The following is a 17224-nucleotide window of genomic DNA, read 5'->3' on the forward strand; positions in this document are numbered from 1 at the left end:
GGAACCGCTATCCGCCGGCTGCGGCGCCGGGGCCCCTGGCAATCAGCGCGCCTCGCCTTCGCTCCCGGCTTCAGTCCCGGGTTCTTTCTCAGCATCCTTCTCGATCATTTCCAGCACTTCGTGGGAGGTCGGCACCATCGGCTCGAAGTGCGCCTGTTCACCCATGCGCAGTACCGAGACCCGGCGCACCTGGTAGAGCGTGAAACCGCCCAGTGCGGTCAGCACCAGCGCGATATACAGCGGCAGGCCGTCGAGGCCGAGCAGGTCCATGGCACCGCCGGCCAGCATCGGCGCCAGCGCGGCGCCTGCGCCGTGCAGCACCAGCATGGTGGTGGTCCCGGAGATCACCTCGTCCGGGTGCAACTGGTCCAGCAACTGCGCCACCGACAGCGGGTAGAGCGAAAAGGCCATTCCGCCCCAGAAGAAGAACAGGGCGATCAACAGGCTTTGGCCGGAAGCCAGGGGCATCAGCACCGCCAGCGCCGCCGCGCAGAAGGCCACCCCGGTGAGGATCTTGCGCCGGTCGTGGCGGTCGGAAAAGCGACCGATAGGTATCTGCAGCAGGGCGCCGCCGACGATGGTCATGCTCATCAGCAGGCCCACGTCCGCCGTCGCGAAGCCCTGGCGGCTGGCGTACAGCGGCAGCATGCCCCAGAAGGCGCCCATGGCGAGGCCGGAGAGGGCGGCGCCGGCAATCGGCGCCGGGGCGAAACCGAGCAGCGCACGCAGGCTGCTGCGGGGCCGTTCCGGCACCTGCGGCTGGGGCTTGCGGGTGATGGTGATCGGCAGCAGGGCCCAGCAGATCAGGATCGCCGAGATCGCGAACAGGGTATCGGGGGTGGCGTTATCCAGGCGCAGGAACTGCTGTGCCAGCGCGATCCCGCCGAGGTTCACCACCATGTACACGGCGAAGACCTTGCCGCGTTCCTCGCGGGCGGCGCGGGCGTTGAGCCAGCTCTCGATGACCGTCATCAGGGTGACGAAGGCTAGTCCGTAGACGAAGCGCAGCAGCATCCAGCCGGCGGCGCTGATCCACAGGGTGTGCAGCAGCACCATCGAGGCGCAGATGGCGGCGCAGAAGGCGAAGGTGCGGATGTGTCCCATGCGCTTGATCAGGCGCCCGCTGACAAAGGTGCCGCAGGTGAAACCGGCGAAATACGATGACATGATCAGGCCGATGACGCCGGTGGGGTAACCGAGGTCGTTGGCGGTGAGTGACAGCAGGGTGTTGAGCAGGCCGCTGCCGAGCAGTAACAGTGCAACGCTGGTGAGAATTGCACGGATTGGTTGCATCAGGGACCAGATAGGAACCTCCTCGGTGCAGTTTTCCGTCTTCAGGGTGCATGGGCAGCCGCCCTGGGCCGCGCATTCGGGTTGTTTGAATGCTGCAACAACTGCGCCAGCATTCGGCAGGCGTCCCGCACAGTGCTAAGCTGCTGCCCACACTGGATGATCCTGGGGCGGAGTGCAACGCGTGGAAATACCGCTGAACCTGTGGACAGCCTTCTGGCCGTCACTGCTGGTGGTTGGCGTCACCGCCGCCCTGGTCGGCGCGGCGGGCTGGGTGGCGCGGCGCAGCCAGCAGGGTACTGCCGGGGCGCTGTTCCAGCTACTGGTCTGGGCGCTGGTGTCCCTCGGCGTGGTGGTCGTGGTCATCGTCCTGCCGATCTCCGACGAGACCCAGGGTCAGGTGCTGAGCCTGCTGGGGGTGGTGCTGACCGCCGTGATTGCCCTGTCCTCGACCACCTTTGTCACCAACGCCATGGCCGGGGTGGTGCTGCATTTCACCCGGCCTTTCCGCCCCGGCGATTACATCCGGGTGAACGACCAGTTCGGGCGGGTCACCAGGCGCTCACTGGTGCACACCCAGATCCAGACCGAGTGGCGGGATATCGCCACCCTGCCCAACCTGCTGCTGGTCAACAACCCGGTGACGGTGCTGCACCGCGACGGCACGATCATCTCCGCGGAAGTCTCCATCGGCTACGATGTGGCCTATACCGACGTCCAGGACCGCCTGCTGGAAGCAGGGGAGGCGGCGGGCCTGCAGGAACCCTTTGTGCTGGTCCAGGAACTGCTCGACCACGCCGTGGTTTACCGCATCTGCGGTTTCCTGGCGCAGATGGACTACCCCCTCAGCGCGCGCTCGAACCTGCGCAAGAAGGTGCTCGAATACCTCCACGGCAACGGTATCGAGATTGTCTCGCCGTCCTACATGAACCAGCGCCAGCTGGACCCGCAGGCGCGGGTGATGCCGCCGCAGCCGGTGCTGCACCGGGAGCAGGCGGAGGAAGAGGCGCCGGCTCCGGAAGAGAAGATTTTCGACGAGGCCGAGGAGGCCGCCAGCCTGGAGGACTTGAAACAGCGGCAGGAAGAGTTGCGCCAGCAGATCAAGCGGGAGAAGGCCCACCTGAAGGGGCTCGACCAGGAGCAGAAGGCAGTGGTGGAGGAGGTGATTGCGCGCATGGAAGCGGAGGAGTCACAGCTGGCGGAGCAGGTCGGGGCCCGTTCGGGCGATTGATCTCCGCCCCCCGCGGCGGCGTCCTGTGTGCAGGCAAGAAAAAACCCCGCGGCCAGGGACCGCGGGGTTTCTGGTGTCAGGCGAGCCCGATCAGAAGTTGAAGATGAAATCCATGCCGACAGTGCGCGGCGGCGCGGGTGCCTTACCGGCGAAGCCGAGGGCACCGTCGGTCAGGTCGAAGCCACTGGTGTACCAGAGTTCGTCAGTGAGGTTGCGCCCCCACAGCCCGACGGTGAGGCTGGTATCGCCCGGACCCTTGACCTCTTCCAGTGCGATGCGCGCGTTCCAGGCGTCATAGCTCGGGGCGGTGTTGCCGTCCACCAGGTTAGGGCCGTTGGCGGTGAGCAGGAAGTAGTCATCCACCCAGGTGTAATCCACCCGCATCACCAGGTCGCCGCCCAGAACGTCCGGCACCACGTAGCGACCGTAGAGGTTCAGGGTGTTTTCCGGGGCGTGGGCCCAGTGGTTGTTGCTGAGGTCGACATCGTCTGAGGGGTCGCCCGGTACGCCTTCGTTGATGTAGGTCTTGTACTCGGGGTCGAGGTAGCCGTAGCCGCCGCCGAAGGTGAGGTTGTCGGTAATCAGCGCGGTGAACTCGAGTTCGAGGCCCATGATTTCCGCGTCGCCCGCGTTGTCGATGTTGTTGTCGCCGGTCGGGGTCAGCTGGTTGACCTGCAGGTCGCTGTAGTCGTTGTAGAACAGCGCGCCGTTGACGATCAGCCGGTTGTCCAGCCAGGTGGTTTTCCAGCCCAGTTCATAGGTCCACACCGTTTCCTCGTCGTAGCCATTGAGCCACAGGTCCGGGCGGCTATTGGGTGCCCGCGGGTTGAAGCCGCCGCTGACATAGCCCTTGGAGACCTTGAAGTAGGTCATCAGGTCGTGGGTCCAGTTGTAGGTCAGCGAGCCCATGCCGGAGACGTCGTCGAAGTCCTGTTGGGCATCGGGCAGCACGGTCTGGGCGACGACGGTACCGGTGCTCAGCAGCACGGTGGAGTCGGTGCGGGTCTGCTCCTTGTCTTCCTGTGTGTAGCGCAGGCCGAAGGTGAGGTCGAGCTTCTCGGTCAGGCTGTAGGTGCCTTCGCCGAACAGGGCCCAGACCTCGTTCTGGGCGGTGGAGTCCAGGTTCGAGCTGATACCGTAGATCCCCAGCGCGTTGTAGCCGTAGATTCCCTTGATGTCCTCGTCCATGTAGAAGGCGCCCAGCACGTACTCGAGATCCGAGTCGAAAGCGTCACCGACCAGGCGCAGTTCCTGGGTGAAAGTTTCCGCCTCGTCACCGGAAGAGTTGTGCAGGATGTAGAACGGCGTGCTGTCCGAGTCCTGACCGTTGTCGACGTCAAATTTGCGCAGGCCGGTGATCGATACCACCGAGAGGTTGTCGTTGATGCCCCAGTTGACGGTAAAGCCGTGGCCCTCGATGTCGGCTTTCATAAAAGTGTCGAGGCGGTCGAAGTAGCGGTAGTCCTGCTGGCCGTCGTCGACGTAGTCCGCCAGTTGCGGCTGGGCTGGTCCGTAGGCGACCAGTTGCAGCGGGTACATGCCCTCGTCGATGTCGGTCTTGTCGAAGGAGTAGAGGAAGTTGAGGTCGTCGTTGGGTTCCCACATCAGCTGGAAGTGGCCGACCTCGCGCTTGCGGTCACCGAGGGTGTTATTGTTGTCGAGGCGGTTCTCCCAGTAACCATCGCGCTTCAGTGTAGCGACGTTGGCCTTTACAGCGAGGGTGTCACCCAGCGGTACATTCAACGTGGCCTTGAAGTCCTGCTGGTCGTAGGAGCCGAGGGTCGCGCTGACCTTGCCGGAGAATTCGTCGGTGCTGGGCTTCTTGGTGATGAAGTTGACCGCGCCGCCCACTGTGTTGCGGCCGTAGAGGGTACCCTGCGGTCCGCGCAGGATCTCGATCCGCTCGATATCCAGGACGTCGAACACCGAGCCGGCGCCCTTGGCGATCAGCACGCCGTCGAGGTAGAGGGCGACCTTGGGTTCGAAGCTGGAGATGGTTTCCGCGTTCTTGAAACCGCGAATGGAGATGGCGCCGCCGGCCTTGCCGGGCATCTCGTGCATGAGCACGTTGGGTGCCATGGCCGAGAGGTCGAGGTAGGACTGGATGCCCTGCTCCTCGATACTGTTTGCCGAGAATACCGACATGGAAATATCGGTGTCCTGCAGCGAAGCCTCCCTGCGCTCCGCGGTGACGATGACTTCTTCCAGCTGCGCCTGTGCGGTGGAGACGGCCAGCAGGGATTGCGTAATTGCCAGGCCCAGCCCGGCAACAAGGCGAGTGCGTTTCATGCGAACTACCCCATTTATATTTATTGAATGAGTAATACCGTACTAACTTCCCACCCTGTATCACACCGTGACACTGCGAGCTGCATTCCCCAGGGCAGGTCGGGAAAGCATATCTTAAAATTTTTTAACGTGCAGCTGTTTTGATACGCAGCCGTTTCATTGAGGGGTGGGCGTTTGCCCAACGCTACCACTTAAGAGCCCGGTCCCTTGTCTATACTCAATGGTGAAACGGGTGAGAGCCGGGTGGGATGACCGATGCGGGGGATTGTTGAGGCCGGGGTGGACCTGCTCGACGGCGAGCCTGTGCTCCTGCTGTTCCTGCTCCTGGGGCTCGGCTATGTGCTGGGCAGGCTGCGGCTCGGCAGCTTTTCTTTCGGCCCGGTAGCGGGCGTCCTGTTCGCCGGCCTGTTTTTCGGTCATTTCGGCCTGCGCATGAATCCCGGAGCCCAGGCAGTGGGATTCGCCCTGTTCATTTTCTCGGTCGGCTACCAGGCCGGGCCGCGGTTTTTTAGCGCGCTGCGCGAGGACGGGCTGCGCTACTTCGCCCTGTCCCTGTCGGTGGCAATCAGCGCGGTCCTCGTTACGGTGGTCCTGGTGCGGTTGCTGAGCTTTTCCCCGGGCACGGCCGCGGGGCTGCTGGCGGGGGGGCTGACCAGCTCCCCCACACTGGCGGCAGCGCAAAACGCGGTGCGCGAGGGAACGGTCGCCCTGCCCGCGGGTATCGAGCCCGCGCAGTTGCTCGACGCCATCGCCACCGGCTACGCCATCACCTATATATTTGGCCTGGTCGGCCTGATCAGCGCCATCCGCTACATGCCCCGGCTGCTGGGCATCGACCTGGTGGCGGAAGCCCGGGCGCTGGAGCAGGCCCAGGCCAGGGCGATCCCGGAGACCCTGGTCACTACGCGCGCCTACCGGGTGGTCAACCCCGCGTTTACCCGCTGGACCCTCGCGGAATTGAAGGAGCAGTACTGCCAGCGGGCACCGGTGCTGCAGGTGCTGCGCGAGGGGCTGGCGGTCAGCCTCGGCCCCCAGGACCGGCTGGCGCTGGGCGATATCGTCGAACTGGTCGGGCCGCGGCGCCTGTTTACCTCGGGCATCCACGAAATCGGTCCCGAGGTGTATCCCCAGTCCGATGTGGAACGCTACCGCGACACCGCCCAGGTCATCGTTACCCGCCGCGAACTGTTCGGCAGGGAACTGGCTGAATTGCGCATTCCCCAGACCTTCGGCCTGCTGGTGCTGGAGGTCACCCGCACCGGGGTGCGCCTGCCCTACAGCGAGAATCTGCAAGTGCAGAAGGGCGATATCCTCAAGGTGGTGGGCCCCGCGGACCGGATCGACCTGCTGGGAGCCTTTGCCGGGGCGGTGGAGCGGGATATCTCGGAAACCGATATGGTGACCTTCTCCTTCGGCATCGCCGCCGGCGTTGTGCTGGGCATGCTGACGCTGCACCTGGGGGTGATCGACCTGGGGCTCGGCACCGCGGGGGGCCTGCTGGCCTCCGGGCTGGTCATCGGTTACCTGCGCAGTATTCGCCCGACTTTCGGCCGGCTGCCGGAACCGGCGCGCTGGATGCTGATGGAGTTCGGCCTGTTGCTGTTCATGGCCGGGGTCGGCCTGCGCGCGGGGGGCAGCATCCTGGTCACCATGCAGACCTCCGGCCCGCTGCTGGTGGTCGCCGGAATACTGGTGACCACATTACCCCTGGCGATCGCCTACGGCGTCGGCAAATACCTTCTGCGCCTCAACCCGGCGCTGCTGATGGGGGCGCTCACCGGTGCGATGACCAGCGGTGCGGCACTCAGCGTGGTCACCCGGGAGGCGAAGAGCGCGGTGCCCGCCATCGGTTACGCAGGCACCTACGCCTTTGGCAATATCCTGCTGATGATTGCCGGGCCCCTGGTCCTGGCATTGGCCTGAGCTGCAAGGAAATTTGATCTGGCGGGAAATTGGCCTGTAGTGGCGGCCATTTCGGTAATAGTCAAAGTTCTCCTCAATTGTAACGACTGCCGCAAGCCCCTATGATCGGCGCTAATAATCCCTGGCTGTATTATTAAACCAATAAAGGCTCAATAACTTAAAAAGAAGAGGTGAACTCCATGCTCGCTAGAAAGCCCCTGTACGTATTTGTTGCCACGGCCCTGATCGGCGCCACGCCCGTGCTCCAGGCGCAGGCCCAGGAAGACGCGCCCGCGCGCCGCGCCAGCGCCGCCAGCAGCCTGCTGGAAGAGGTCCTGGTAACCGCGCGGAAGCGCGGCGCGGCCGAAGAGGCCCAGACCGTACCGGTCACTATTTCCGCCCTGAACGGCGATCAACTCGACGCGATGTTCGCCCAGAGCCTGGCCGACGTCAGTATGACCATGCCCAACGTGCGCCTGGACGCCGACGGCGCCTTCCCCGGGGTGTCCAACTTCTCCATTCGCGGTATGGGCTTCATCAGCACCATCGCCTCCAACGACCCGACCGTGGGCCTGTTCCAGGACGGCATGTACATCGGCGCAAACCTCGGCGGCTCGCCGGATACTTTTGATCTGGAGTCGGTGGAAGTACTGCGCGGGCCCCAGGGCACCCTGTTCGGACGCAACGTGACCGCCGGTGCCGTCATCATGAATTCACGCCGGCCCAACGGCGATTTTGGCGGTGTCCTGCGCGCCGGCGTCGGCAGTGGCGATCGCGTGCTGATGGCGGCGGGTGTCGAGGGCGGCATCACCGATACCCTGTCCGGCAAGATCTACGCCCAGTACAACGACATGAACGGCGACTTCGACAACCTGGTCACCGGTGACGACTATGGCGCCCACGAAATCCAGTTCGTGCGCCCGATCCTGCGCTGGCAGCCCTCCGATGCGCTGGATATCAGCCTGATTACGGAGTACAGCAAGCACCGCGGTGACGGTACCGCGACCCGCTTTATTGAATATCCCGGCCAGCTCCTGTTCGAGAGCTTCGGCAACCGCGAGCCGAAAAACGCCGACCAGGTGACCATGAGCTACGACGGTCTCACCGACATCGAGGTCAGCTCCGCCGTGCTGGATATCAGCTGGCAGGTGGGCGAGGGCACCGTCACCTCGATTACCGGTTACCGCGACGTGTCCTATTACTCCCAGGGTGATACCGACTCCGTCGGTTCCGCGGTGACCACCGACGCCTGGCTGGCCATGGAGCAGGACCAGTTCAGCCAGGAACTGCGCTACTCGGCGCGCGCCTTCAATGACAAGCTGGATTACACCATCGGCCTGTACTACTTCGAGCAGAGCATGGAGCAGCAGTACAACGTGCTGTTCTTCGGCGACCCGGCCCTGCGCTCCGACGGCGCCCTGGACCAGGAGTCGGCCTCGGTGTTCCTGCAGGCGGACTATGAATTCATCGACAACTGGTTCCTCACCCTGGGCGGCCGCTATACCTGGGAAACCAAGGAAGCGAAGAATGCCAGCTTCTCCGACTGTGTGAACCTGCCCCCGGACGGCCACAGCATTTCCTGTGACCTGAGTGATTCCGGCGATGAGGACTGGTCCAACTTCAGTCCCAAGGTCGGCGTGAACTGGCAGGTGACGGACGATGTGATGTTCTACGCCAGCTATACCCAGGGCTTCCGCAGCGGCGGCTACAACATCCGCACCACCAGCGACAACGAATCCCCCGGTCCCTATGACGAGGAGAAAGTGGACGCCTACGAGATCGGCATGAAGTCCGACCTGTGGGACGGCAAGGCGCGGGTCAACGCGGCGATTTTCCACAATGAATACGACGACCTGCAGCGCACCCGCAGCATCGGTATCGAGAACCGCATCGACAACGTGGCCGCCGCTACCACCGAGGGCGCCGAGCTCGAACTCATGATACTGCCGATCGAGAACCTGGCGATCAGTGCTTCGGTGGGTTACCTCGACGCCCAGTACGACGACTTCCCGACCCTCGACGTGGACTTCGACGGCGTGCCGGACCCGGACAAGGCGAAAGGCCTGCAACTGGTCAAGGCGCCGGAGTGGTCCTACAACGTCACCGGCATCTACGATATTCCGCTGGGTGACGCGGGCGATATCTCCACCCGGGTATCCTATACCTACAACGATGAAACCCCGATCAACGACCAGAACACCCTGATGATCGACGAGTGGGAACTGTGGGATGCGAGCCTGACCTGGCGCCCGGTCGACCTGGACCTGGAGGTCTCGGTGTGGGGCAAGAACCTGACCGATGAGGTCTACGCGGAGTCCGGCACCTACGTGCACACCCTGTGGACCAACCTCTACCAGGCGCTGCCGCGTCGCTACGGCATCGAGATGGTCTATCGTTTCTGAGTAACAGCCGGCCGGCCCGCGCAGGGCCGGCCATTTCCCCTGGGGATGAATGTCCCCGCCCTGCCAGTCAATTCACAGCCTTGCCACGACCGGGGGGGCTATTTAACCTGAGTCCCAATTCGCAGCCGGTCCCTGTATCAGCGCTGCGTGTCGCAGCGACACCGCCGAGAGGAATTCACCATGACATCCCTGAGCATCAACCCCCTGCAGGATGACCTGCCATTTGGCGCCCGGATCGGCGGCCTCACCCGCGCCGCACTGGACGATGAAGCGGTGCGCGAGGAAATCCGCGAGGTCTTCATCCGCGCCGGCGTGGTCGTGTTCGAGGGGTTGGAGAATCCCTCCAGCGAATTCCAGGTGGCACTGAGCAATGTCTTCGGTCCCCTCAAGGAGCACCCGGTAAAAATTGTCAGCCGGGTGGACAGCGACACCATGCCCGGCGTCATCGAACTCAAGACCTCGCCCAACCTGGCGATCGTGGAAATCGACGGCGAGCCGCTGATCACCTGGCAGCCCTGGCACTTCGACCACTGCTACAACAACGAACTGAACCGCGCCGGCGTACTGCGCGCCATTACCATAACGCCCGAGGGCGGCAGGACCGGCTTCGCCGACGGCATCCAGCTCTACCAGGCGATCTCGCCCGAACTGCGCGAGCAGTTCGAGGAGCGCAAGGTCATCTATACCCTGGACCTGCTGTACAAGCACATGCGCTTCGGCGTACCGAAGAACTTCCGCCAGTTGCGCGACCCGGTGAGCAATATCCTGGAGATCGCCCGCTCCATGCCGCGGGCGATTCACCCGGCGATCTGGCAGCGCGACAGCGGCGAGAAGGTGCTGCATGTTTCGCCGTGGATGGCGGTGGGCCTGGAAGGGGACGAGACCCCGGCCGGGGATGAACTGCTGCACGCCCTGTGCGAGGAGATCGTCGACAAGCTGCAGCCCTACTACCACCAGTGGCGGCCGGACCAGATGGTGGTCTGGGACAACTGGCGCATGCTGCACAAGGGCTGCGGTTGCGATCCCAAGTATGAACGCCTGATGCACCGCACCACCATCGCGGGCGACTACGGCCTCGGCTATTTTGAAAGCAAGCCGAGCGGCGCAGCGATCCCCGACGTCATGTAAACCGCAGCGGGCATCGCCGCGCCCTGGGGCGAGGCCCGTGCGCCCCGGCATTTTTGCACAGCCAGCGCGCAGCGCGCGCCTGCGGCATCGACTCAGGAAAGCCGCTTGTGGCACTATAGGCGCCGGATTCCGGCAGCGCATCGCCAGGCGGTTGTGCGGGCTTACAGCCAACACGCCATAATTACTCCCGTGCTCCTGCTCCCTGGCCCCGCCCCCGCGGGCCGGCGCCCCGCAATCCCGTCGTACCTCCTGGAGAACCTATGTCGCAACCGCCAGAGCCCGCTGTCGCCGCCAGCGCGGGTGTATTTACGCCCCTGCGCGAAGGCGTGTTCCGCAATATGTGGATCAGCAACACCATCTCCAATACCGGCAGCCTGATCCAGAGTGTGGCGGCCGCCTGGGTGATGGCGAGCATTTCGACGGCGGACTATGTCGCCCTGGTGCAAACCGCGACCTTCCTGCCGATGGCGCTGTTCGCCCTGCCCGCCGGCGCGGTGGCTGACATCTGGGACCGGCGCAAGGTGCAGATGCTGTTCTTCGCCTTCTCCCTGCTGGCCTCGATCCTGATGACCCTGGTGGCGGTGGCAGACCTGCTGACTCCCTGGGTCCTGCTCGGCCTGTGCTTCCTGGTCGGCAGCGGCAACGCCCTGGCGGCGCCGGCCCGCGGCGCCTCGGTGGCGGAGCAGGTGCCGAAGGAGCTGCTGGCGCCGGCGGTGGCGCTCAACAACATCAGCTACAACCTGGCGCGCAGCGTGGGCCCGGCGGTCGGCGGCCTGATCGTCGCCACCTTTGGCGCGACCATCGCCTTCGCCGCCAATGCCGCCAGCTATATCCCGATGCTCGAATCCCTGCGCCGCTGGAACCGCGAGGCCGAGGTCTCGCGCCTGCCGCCGGAGGGGTTGATGCGCTCCATTTCCGCCGGCTTGCGCTACGTGGCGAACATGCGCCCGGTGCGCCGGGCCATCATGCGCGGTTTCCTGCTGGCCCTGATCGGTGCCTCCCTGCAGGCCCTGATGCCCTTGGTCGCGCGGGACATGCTCGGCGGCGACGCCAGTGTCTTCGGTCTCCTGCTGGGCGCCTATGGCGTCGGCGCGGTATCGGGAATCTTCGTCCTCGAGCGCATGCGCAATGCCTACGGCAACGAGAAGACCATCAAGATCTGCTGCGTGGTGGCCGCAGCGACACTGGGCGTGCTGTCGGTCAGCGAGAACCTGATTATCGATCTGGTGACCCTGTTGGTCGCGGGGATGGCCTGGATGGTGATGATTACCTGCATCAGCATCATGGTACAGCTGTTCGTGCCGCGCTGGGTGATGGGCCGCGCCATCGCGACATCTACCGCTTCCACCACCCTCGGCATCTCCGTCGGCGCCTGGCTGTGGGGACACCTCGCGGAAGTGCACGGACTGTCCCTGGCCTTCCAGATCAGTGCGGTATTCATGCTGGCCTCGCTGGTGCTGGGCCGCTTCCTGCCGGTGGCCGACCGCACCTCGTCCACCGAATCGGACGACCGGGTATTCGATGACCCGGAGGTCAAGCTGGGCATTACCGGCCGCAGCGGCCCGATCGGCATCGAGTTGCAGTACCGCATCGCCGCCGACAAGGCGCGCGACTTCTACAACCTGATGCGCGAGATGCAGCAGGTGCGCAGCCGTAGCGGCGCCTACCAATGGTCCCTGTCGCGCAACCTGGCGGACCCGGAGTTGTGGTCCGAGAGCTACCGCCTGCCGACCTGGAACGACTACCTGCGCCAGCGCACCCGGCGCACCCTGGACGACCTGGTGCTGTTGAAGAAAGCCCACGAGATGCATATCGGCATAGAACCGATCCGGGTGCTGCGCTGGCTCGACCGGCCCTCGGGTTCGGTGCGCTGGCAGGATGACGCGCCGGACCGCGGCGACGAGACCCTGAAGATGCAGGACTGAACGAGGTCGCATCCGCAGCACGGCGTGATATTATGGCCGGGCGGGTAGTGATGTCCCCGCCTTTCCATACTTGTGATTTTTTGTCCTCAGGGGAACCCCATGGAGTCGCTGATCGAGCGTACGATGTACGCTGCCCGCTGGTTGCTGGCGCCTGTCTATCTCGGCCTGAGCCTGGCCTTGCTGTTGCTGGGCATCAAGTTTTTCGAGGAACTGCTGCACGTCTTCCCGATTATCCTGACCATGTCCGAGGCGGACCTGGTGCTGGTGATCCTCAGCCTCGTCGACCTCGCCCTGGTCGGCGGCCTGCTGGTGATGGTGATGTTTTCCGGTTACGAGAATTTCGTCTCCCAACTGGAGTTGTCCGAATCCTCGGAAAAGCTCGACTGGCTCGGCAAGATGGACTCGACCTCACTGAAGAACAAGGTGGCCGCTTCCATCGTGGCGATTTCATCGATTCACCTGCTGCAGATCTTCATGGACGCCCAGAACGTCAACAATGACAAGATTCTCTGGTACGTGATCCTGCACATGACCTTCGTGGCGTCCGCCTTCGCGATGGGATACCTGGACAAGATCACCCGCCACTGAGGTTGTTAATCAAGTGTATGCTTTACCCGAGGGCGCGCCGGACTGGTTCGTCGACAACCTGCGTCACCCCGGTGAATCCCGTACGGTGGATTACGCCGGAAGCCATGTGCATTTCCTCGCCTGGAACTGGGAGCGCCGCGAGCTGCCGGTGCTGCTCCTGCTGCACGGCTTCTCCGGCCACGCCAACTGGTGGAGTTTCCTCGCCCCCTTCTTTGCCGATCGTTACCGCATCGCGGCGGTGGACCTGCCCGGCATGGGGGACAGCGGCCGCCTCGAAGAATACGGTGAAAACAGCTACACCGAGGGCGTTCTCGCGTTCCTCCGTGAGGAAGGCCTCGAGGCTGTGACCGTGGTGGCCCACAGTTTTGGCGGTATCCAGACCTTGCGAGCGATGTACCAGGCCCCGGCGGCGTTCCGCCACAGCATCATCGTCGATTCCTTTGTCTGCCTGCCGCCGATACCGCCGCCGCCGGTTCTCAACCCGCGCGACCACCACCGCATGTACGCCAGCCGCGAGGAGTGCATGGGTCGCTTCCGGCTGGTACCGCCCCAGGGTGCCGCGGACCCGGTGATCCAGGACTTCGTCGCCTGGCATTCCTGCGAGCAGGGCCCGGAGGGCTGGCACTGGAAGTTCGATCCCCGCGCCAAGAACATGGGCGAGGCGCTGGACCCGGCGGATCTCGCCCGGATCAGCGCCCGGGTGGATTTCATCTACGGCGACAAGAGCATCTTCCACAGCGACGGCCGTCCCGGCAGCCTGCTCGAGGCCGTCGGCAACCCCGGCGAGGCGGTGATCGTGCCGGAGGCCCACCACCACCTGATGATCGACCATCCACTGGAACTGGTGGCGCAGGTTAACCGGCTGCTGGCGGCTGGCTGAGTCGCACTCCCGGTCCGGTCGCGCCAGATGCACCAGGCTTTCGTTGCGTAGCGGTTTAAAGCGAGTAACTGACCGGTGTTTGGTTTTTCCCCGGTGTTGTCTTCCCCGGCGCGGCTCGCCACAATAGGCATCGCTTCTATCATCAACACTGTTGATGAGGATCTGTGTTCGCGCCGGCCTGTCCCCAGGCGCGTTCAGCTGCCGCCCCTGAAGCCCGCATACTATAACTACAGCCGGAGTCCACGATATGGCCACCAAAGTCTACGAGCGCGTGCTCGAATTACTGGAAGCAGAGGGCATCCGCCACCTCTTCGGGATTCCCGATCCCAGTTTCTTCCATATGTTCGTTACCGCCGAGCAGCGCGGCTGGCAGGTGATCGCGCCGCACCACGAGGAGGCCGGCGCTTTCATGGCCGAGGCCATGTGGAAGATGAGTGGCACTCCCGGCGTGGTGGTCGGCAACCAGGGGCCCGGCGTGGCCAACCTGGTGCCGGCGGCGATCAATGCCGCCAAGGAAAACGCGCCGGTCATTTTCATTGGCGGCCAGCGGGCGCAGATCGCCGCGCGCCGGGTGCGTCGCGGGCGCATCCAGTACACGCCGCAATACCGCTATTTCGAGGAGGCGGTGAAGTGGGTGGCGGTGATCGAGTATCCCGAGCAGACCGATGAGATTCTCCGCGAGGCCTTTCGCCAGGCGCTGTCCGGCAAACCGGGGCCGGTGTATATCGAGATTCCCATGAATACCATGCAGGCGGAGCTCGACTTCCCTTCGGTGCTGCCCCCCGCCGCCTACCGCATGTTGCACATGCCCGCGCCTGCGGCGGCGGTTGCAGACGCGCTGGCGCTGATCCGTGCGGCGCGCAATCCCATCATGCTGGTGGGGCAGGGCGCCTTTACCGCGCGTGCCCACGACTCCCTGGCGGCGCTGGCCGACAACCTGCAGTGCCCGGTGATCCACACCTACCCGATCAGTTCCTTCCTCGCCGGCGCGGAGGAGCGCACCTTCCCCTGTGGTTTTTCCCCGGCGGGCGCCGCCGCGGTAGCCGGCTCGGACCTGGTGATCGCCATCGGCACCGAGATTGGCGAGCCGGTGCAGGAGGGGATTCGCGGCCACTGGGCGAAAGGCGATGCCGGGCGCAAGTGGATCCATATCGAGCGCGATCCCACCGGAATCGGCGTCAACCGGCACATCGATGTGCCGCTGGTCGGCGACCTGCGCGACGTGGTGCCGCAACTGGTGGCGGGCCTGGCCGATGCAGCGCGGGGATTGTCGGCGGAGGTCAGCGAACTGGTTGCGCTGCACCGGGCGCACCGCGAGGAATACCTGACCAAAGCCCCCGGCGGCCTGCAGCCGGTGCATCCCGGCCGCCTGATGGTCGAGGCCACCCGGGCATTGCCCGCCGACACGGTGTTCGTGCGCGACGGCGGCGCCACCAGCATCTACACCTGGACCTACGCCCAGCTACAACCGCAGGATTCTGTCTGGAACCAGAACTTCGGCCACCTCGGCACTGGCCTGCCCTACGCCATCGGCGCCCAGCTGGTGGTGGGCGATGCGCGCCGGGTGGTGCTGGTATCGGGTGATTCGGCCTTCCTGTTCCACACCTCCGAACTGGAGACCGCTGTGCGCAAGAACCTGCCGGTGATCTGCATCGTCGCCTGCGACTACGCCTGGGGCGTGGAAGTGCGCGGCTACCGCGGCATGCTCGGGGAGGGCAGCGCCGAGACCGAGGCCCACTGGGGCCGGCAGCTGCGCCTGGACAAGGTTGCCGAAGGCTACGGCGCCTACGGCGAATACGTGGAGCGCGAGGAAGACATTGCGCCGGCGGTGCAACGGGCGCTGGCCAGCGGTCGCCCCGCGGTGATCCAGGTGCCCATCGACGGTGCCGCCAATGCGCGCGATGTTCCCGGGCACGAGGAATACTCTACCTGGTACAACGACTTCTGGTATTGAGCCCGGGGCGCCGAAACAGGCCAGGGGTTCTTGCCCGGGCGCGGGGAACCCCGGGTGCGCGCACTGTTAGCACAGGGAAATAAGTGTAAAGTTCGGTAAACCCACGTTCCGCAACGGATTTCTGTCAGTACAATGCCAGTGCCGATAGTGTTAACACTGGTAACCCCTTGTCTCTACCTGTTCCCCATTTCGCCACGGCCGCGTGGCCGCCGATGTTGCGCCGGGCCGGTCTGGTCCTGCTCACCGTGCAGCTGGCCGCCTGCGCCAGTTCCGCGATTTCGCCGCAGGCCCGCGATCCCGAATTGCCGGACGCCTGGAGCCAGAAGCCCATTGCGGAAACGGCAGCAGCCCCGGCCGGTGCCGTCGACCTGCCCACCGAGGGCTGGCTGGTGGCGCTGGACAGCCCGCAGCTGGAAACCCTGGTGCACGAAGCCCAGGCGGGCAATTACCGGCTGGGCCGACAGTACGCGGTGGTCGAGGAACTGGGCCAGGCGATCACCAGCGCCGGCGCCGACCGCTGGCCGGGCGCCTCGCTGGGCGTCAGCGGTGGCCGCAACATGCTGGACGCGGAGCAGGGCGGCAGGACCTATACCGAATCCTGGCAGGGCAGCCTCGACCTGTCCTGGGAGCTGGATATCTGGGGCAAGCTCGGCGACCAGCAGCAGCGCGCGGAACTGGACTACGGCGCCGCGCTCGCCACCTTGCGCCAGCAGCAGATCCAGCTCACTGCCGACGTGGCCACCGGCTGGTTCGACAGCATTGCCAACACCCGCCTGCTGGCCCTGCTGCAGCAGCGCCTGGACAACGTCAGCAGCGACCTCGATAGCCTGGAGCAGGGCTATCGCCGCGGCCTGAACGAGGCCCGCGATGTCTACCTGAGCCGCAACACCGTCGCCGACAGTCGCGCCTCGCTGGCCAGCCAGCGCCAGTCCCTGCAGGAATCGATCGCCGCCCTGCAGCGCCTGCTGGCCCGCTACCCGAGCGGTGAGGGGCTGGATCTCGATGCCCGGTTGCCCGAGCTCGACCCGGTGGCCCCGGCGGGTGCGCCGGCCCTGCTGTTGCAGCGTCGCCCGGATATCCAGCAGGCCTGGCTGTCGCTGTTGTCCGCCGACGCCGGCCTTGCCGTGGCCCACAAGAACCGCTTTCCCAGCCTGTCGCTGACCGGCAGGGCGGGCACCACCTCCGCGGCGCTGGACGGCCTGGTCGACCAGGGTTTGAGCAGTTGGAGCCTCGGCGCCAGCCTGGTGCAGCCGCTGTTCGAGGCCGGGCGCCTCAAGTCGCTCGAAGGCCAGGCCCGGGCACGGGTGGTGCAGGCGGAAAAAACCTACCTGGACACGGTTTTCGACGCCTTCGCCGAGGTAGAGAGCCTGCTGAGCGCCGAGCAGACCCTGCGCGAACAGCTGCAGGCCCAGCGCGAATCCCGCGATAACGCCAATATCGCCTACGACCTGTCCCTGCAGCAGTACAACCGCGGGCTGGTGGACTACACCACGGTGCTGGAAGCCCAGCGCCGGGCCTTCGATGCCCAGACTGCCGCCATCCAGCTGCACAACCGGGTGATTGGCAACCGTATCAGCCTGTACCGGGCGCTGGGGGGCGATTTCGAGCGGCGCCAACCGGTCGCCAGCCGATGAG

General features: G+C 64.9%; 11 protein-coding genes. 9 read left to right on the forward strand and 2 right to left on the reverse strand.

Annotation, left to right across the window (positions count from 1 at the left end; all coding sequences use genetic code 11):
* Positions 1-42 precede the first annotated feature (42 nt).
* Positions 43-1293 carry an MFS transporter gene (locus ACNKU3_RS17920; RefSeq protein ID WP_418260929.1) on the reverse strand — a complete coding sequence of 417 codons (1251 nt, stop codon included), beginning with the start codon at positions 1291-1293 and terminating at the stop codon, positions 43-45.
* Between the two features lie 181 nt (positions 1294-1474).
* Between ACNKU3_RS17920 and ACNKU3_RS17925 the strand changes: the two genes are divergently transcribed.
* On the forward strand, positions 1475-2521 hold the full coding sequence (locus ACNKU3_RS17925) for a mechanosensitive ion channel domain-containing protein (RefSeq protein WP_418260930.1): 1047 nt from the start codon (positions 1475-1477) through the stop codon (positions 2519-2521).
* Between the two features lie 90 nt (positions 2522-2611).
* Here the strand turns inward: ACNKU3_RS17925 and ACNKU3_RS17930 are convergent, their stop codons facing one another.
* Positions 2612-4810 (reverse strand): TonB-dependent receptor, encoded by a 2199-nt coding sequence (locus ACNKU3_RS17930; RefSeq protein WP_418260931.1) that lies wholly within the window; start codon positions 4808-4810, stop codon positions 2612-2614.
* Between the two features lie 255 nt (positions 4811-5065).
* Between ACNKU3_RS17930 and ACNKU3_RS17935 the strand changes: the two genes are divergently transcribed.
* The 8 genes from ACNKU3_RS17935 to ACNKU3_RS17970 all read left to right on the forward strand — a co-directional run bounded on the left by ACNKU3_RS17935 (position 5066) and on the right by ACNKU3_RS17970 (position 17223).
* Positions 5066-6733 (forward strand): aspartate:alanine exchanger family transporter, encoded by a 1668-nt coding sequence (locus tag ACNKU3_RS17935; RefSeq protein WP_418260932.1) that lies wholly within the window; start codon positions 5066-5068, stop codon positions 6731-6733.
* Between the two features lie 179 nt (positions 6734-6912).
* Entirely contained in the window at positions 6913-9114 is a 2202-nt protein-coding gene (locus tag ACNKU3_RS17940; protein ID WP_418260933.1) for a TonB-dependent receptor, read from the forward strand.
* 180 nt (positions 9115-9294) lie between these two features.
* Positions 9295-10242 carry a TauD/TfdA dioxygenase family protein gene (locus ACNKU3_RS17945; protein ID WP_418260934.1) on the forward strand — a complete coding sequence of 316 codons (948 nt, stop codon included), beginning with the start codon at positions 9295-9297 and terminating at the stop codon, positions 10240-10242.
* 260 nt (positions 10243-10502) lie between these two features.
* Positions 10503-12167: an MFS transporter gene (locus ACNKU3_RS17950; RefSeq protein WP_418260935.1), complete on the forward strand. Its 1665-nt coding sequence runs from the start codon at positions 10503-10505 to the stop codon at positions 12165-12167.
* 99 nt (positions 12168-12266) lie between these two features.
* The gene (locus ACNKU3_RS17955) at positions 12267-12755 is read left to right on the forward strand and encodes a TIGR00645 family protein (RefSeq protein ID WP_418260936.1); all 489 of its coding nucleotides are present in this window, start codon (positions 12267-12269) and stop codon (positions 12753-12755) included.
* A gap of 13 nt (positions 12756-12768) precedes the next feature.
* Positions 12769-13635: an alpha/beta fold hydrolase gene (locus tag ACNKU3_RS17960; RefSeq protein ID WP_418260937.1), complete on the forward strand. Its 867-nt coding sequence runs from the start codon at positions 12769-12771 to the stop codon at positions 13633-13635.
* Between the two features lie 247 nt (positions 13636-13882).
* Positions 13883-15589, forward strand: a complete 1707-nt coding sequence (locus ACNKU3_RS17965; protein WP_418260938.1) for a thiamine pyrophosphate-binding protein — start codon at positions 13883-13885, stop codon at positions 15587-15589.
* Between the two features lie 167 nt (positions 15590-15756).
* On the forward strand, positions 15757-17223 hold the full coding sequence (locus ACNKU3_RS17970) for an efflux transporter outer membrane subunit (protein WP_418260939.1): 1467 nt from the start codon (positions 15757-15759) through the stop codon (positions 17221-17223).
* Position 17224 lies beyond the last annotated feature (1 nt).

The organism is Haliea sp. E17 (assembly GCF_048323675.1).
Classification (GTDB): Bacteria; Pseudomonadota; Gammaproteobacteria; order Pseudomonadales; family Halieaceae; genus Mangrovimicrobium.